Raw genomic sequence first — 1,631 nt, 5'->3', positions numbered from 1 at the left:
GCCGCCAAAATTGTCGAATGGGATGAGTTAAGTGAGGCGTTAAATCAAGCGCTGGCCACCGACAGTGACGATGCCCATGAGGCGCAGATTGCCGCCCAGGGATTGGCCAAAGCGGCGACGCTATTGGCGGGGCAATACAGTTGGGTGATTACTAATGTGCCTTATTTGGCGCGAGGTAAACAGGATGCGGTATTACAGAAATACTGCGAGAAATACTACCCGGCAGGTAAGAATGATTTAGCGACAGTTTTTCTTGATCGTTGTTTGGAACTCTGCACTCAGGGCGGTAACGTCAGTGTGGTACTACCGCAAAACTGGTTGTTTTTAACCAGCTATAAAAAAATCCGTGAAAAGTTACTGACCCACGATACCTGGGAGATGCTTGCCCGTTTAGGCCCTGGTGCCTTCGATACGATTAGTGGTGAGGTAGTTAAAGCCATTTTAGTTAGTATCAGCCGTGGCCAGCGGAATAAATCCGTCTTAGGTCAACCCAATCAGCATCAGCTGCGCGGTCTCGATGTGTCTGAAGCCAAATCTGCACAACTAAAATCAGAGGAACTGGTATCCGCTGAAGTTCATTCAGTTGATCAGCTGAAACAGCTAGATAATCCGGATGCAAAGGTTATTCTAAAAAAATTAGATAAACAAGATGGGAATCTACTGGACGTTCACCTTGTTGCACCCCAAGGGATTATTACTGGTGACGCTGATCAATGGAGAAAATCCTACTGGGAGGTTATGCCATCATGTCCCGGTTGGATTGGTTTTCAATCAGCACCAACTAAAACAAGTCATTTTGTTGGCAAGTCGTATGCGGTTGATTGGCGAACTAAAGGGGCCGCGATGGTGCGACCTCGGCCAGATTGTTTCGCGTTTAATAGGAAAGGCGTGATAGTTGGGCAGATGAGAAATCTACCTGGGTCACTTTATTATGGTGATAAGTTTGATGGGAATGTTGCACCACTTATTCCTACAGATTCGAAAGAGCTACCGGCAGTATGGGCATTTATATCCTCAGCTGAATTCAGGGCTACTGTTCGAGAGTTAGATCAGAAGCTTAACGTTACAAATGGTAGCTTTCTCCAAGTGTCATTTGACATTAATTACTGGTCGGGTGTTGCTCAAGACAAATACCCCAATGGCCTGCCTCAACCCTACACCAACGACCCCACCCAATGGATCTTCCATGGCCACCCCTGTGGTTCGGTGATCTGGCACCTGCAGGATAAAGCCACGGCTGTTGGCGAATTACGCAAAGACGACACCGTTCTGCAGGTCGCTCTGGCGCGCCTGCTCGGTTACCGATGGCCGGCAGAACTTGACAGCGATATGGATCTGGCCCCCGAGCAGCGCCAATGGGTAGACGCTTGCGAGCCACTACTAGCATTAATGGACGACGACGGCATTGCCTGTTTACCTGCCGTGCGTGGCGAACCGGCCGCCGCCGATCGCTTGGTGCACATGTTAGAAGCCGCCTATGGCGAGGCCTGGAATATTAATGTGCAGGCAGAGCTGCTGGCCGCCGTGGGAGCCAACAGCCTGGACGCTTGGTTGCGCGATAAGTTCTTCGTTCAGCACTGCAAGCTGTTCCAAAATCGCCCGTTTATTTGGCAGATTTGGGATGGCCTTAA

The 1,631-nt window shown here is 49.8% G+C and carries 1 protein-coding gene; it reads left to right on the top strand.

The features are described 5' to 3' along the window. Positions 1 to 1,631: Eco57I restriction-modification methylase domain-containing protein (locus B067_RS0109530; RefSeq protein ID WP_019529851.1), on the top strand; the 1,631-nt coding region annotated here is incomplete at both ends.

Source organism: Dasania marina DSM 21967 (genome assembly GCF_000373485.1).
In the GTDB taxonomy this organism is placed as follows: Bacteria; Pseudomonadota; Gammaproteobacteria; order Pseudomonadales; family Dasaniaceae; genus Dasania; species Dasania marina.
The sequence above is the reverse complement of the archived record's forward strand: the minus strand, read 5'-3'. Positions and strand labels throughout refer to the sequence as shown.